Below are 1,452 nucleotides of genomic sequence, written 5' to 3' on the forward strand. Positions count from 1 at the left end.
CGGTTGGGGACGCTACATTTCCTTCACCCAGGGAGTGCCAAGGATTGGCGCGGATCAAACGTGAGCAGCAGCTCAGCTACTCGCTCCACACGCCGCTCGACGTGAGCCTCGCGAGCTCCGACGAACGCAGGCGTCGCGAATCGGTCGTGGCGGTTCGCAGAGCCATCGAGGTGGCGGTTCCCTTCGCCCCGGAAGTCTACATCGTGCATGTGTATCTCGGGGAGCGAGAGCACGACGCGCACGTGCCCACGGATCTGTGTGCATGGAGGAGACGCGCGGCGCGATCGCTCGAGGAACTGCTCGCATTGGGTTTGGCCAGTCGCGATTTGTGTGTAGAGTCGCTCGACTACGACCTGCGGTTGCTGGAGCCAGTACTGGAGGATCTCGACATTTCCGTAGCCCTCGACGTCGGTCATCTCCTGAGGGACGGTCGCGACGAATCCGAGGTTCTTGAACGTCATCTGCATCGTACGCGGGTTATCCAGTGGCACGGCGTGACCGCCGCCGGGAAGGATCACCGCTCGCTACGTCACTACCCGCGAGCGCGAGCTCAAGGGCTGCTCGAAGTCCTAACCCGGGCAAACTACCAGGGAGTATTGACCCTGGAGGTGTTCACCGAACACGATCTCGAAGAATCGAAGGCAGAAGGTGAGTTAAGACATCCAATATAAGATTCATCAAAGCCAACCCCGCGAGCACCTCGGGGCATCACCCGAACGCCGTGAGCTCACCGAGTCCTGGCGCTGGTTCGCAGATACCCGCGGAGTCCGCCCGTCCAGGACCCCAGCCTGCGGGACGCGCACGCGGGGCGCCAGACAACTCGTCCATGCGTCGCCGGTTGCAGGCTCCAGCCGCCAGGCCCACCTAGCCAGCCTTTCTGTACAATCTCGATGCGGCGCCTACCCCCTTGACCCGCTGCTTGCCCAGTCGCGCACCTTCAAGCTCGATGCGGCTGACCTGGCCCACCATCGTGAAGAACGTGCGCGAGTAGTCACGCACCGCGGCGATGAACTGTGCCGGCTCGAGCCCCACACGCTGGACGACCGCTGCGAGCTTTGGGGGCAAAGCGTCCACCTGGTCGTCTCGAATCGCTGCCCCCGTGCGCCTCAGCAGCGCAACGTACTCATCGAACAGCATCGGCACCTGAGTGCGCTCGACCGCCCCTGGCTCCGCGTCGGGGGCCGCGAAAGGCAGCAGTTCCGCAAGCCGCCCCGTTTCGTCCACTCGCCCTGCCTCGCCCTCCTCCTGCTGCCGCCGCCTGCCCTGGTTCCGCTTCGCTCCACTGCGCCGCTTCTGCGCCGCCTGGCCCACTTCGCGTAGCCGCTCCTGGATGGACGTGAACTCCGAGCCCTCTAGACTCTTGGCAGCGCCCGACCGCATCGGGTTCAGGTCCACGTACGCCATGCAGGTAAGCAGCCCGCCCTCGTCCAGCAGCGCCTGACTGCGGAAACG

Annotated in this window: 2 protein-coding genes; one reads left to right on the forward strand and one right to left on the reverse strand. The window is 64.7% G+C overall.

The genetic code is table 11. The annotated features are described in order from the left end of the window. Positions 1-671: sugar phosphate isomerase/epimerase (locus tag MJD61_16330; GenBank protein MCG8556830.1), on the forward strand; the 671-nt coding region annotated here is incomplete at its 5' end. Between the two features lie 193 nt (positions 672-864). Here the strand turns inward: MJD61_16330 and MJD61_16335 are convergent. After that, positions 865-1,452: hypothetical protein (locus MJD61_16335; protein ID MCG8556831.1), on the reverse strand; the 588-nt coding region annotated here is incomplete at its 5' end.

Source organism: Pseudomonadota bacterium (genome assembly GCA_022361155.1).
GTDB lineage: Bacteria > Myxococcota_A > Polyangia > Polyangiales > JAKSBK01 > JAKSBK01.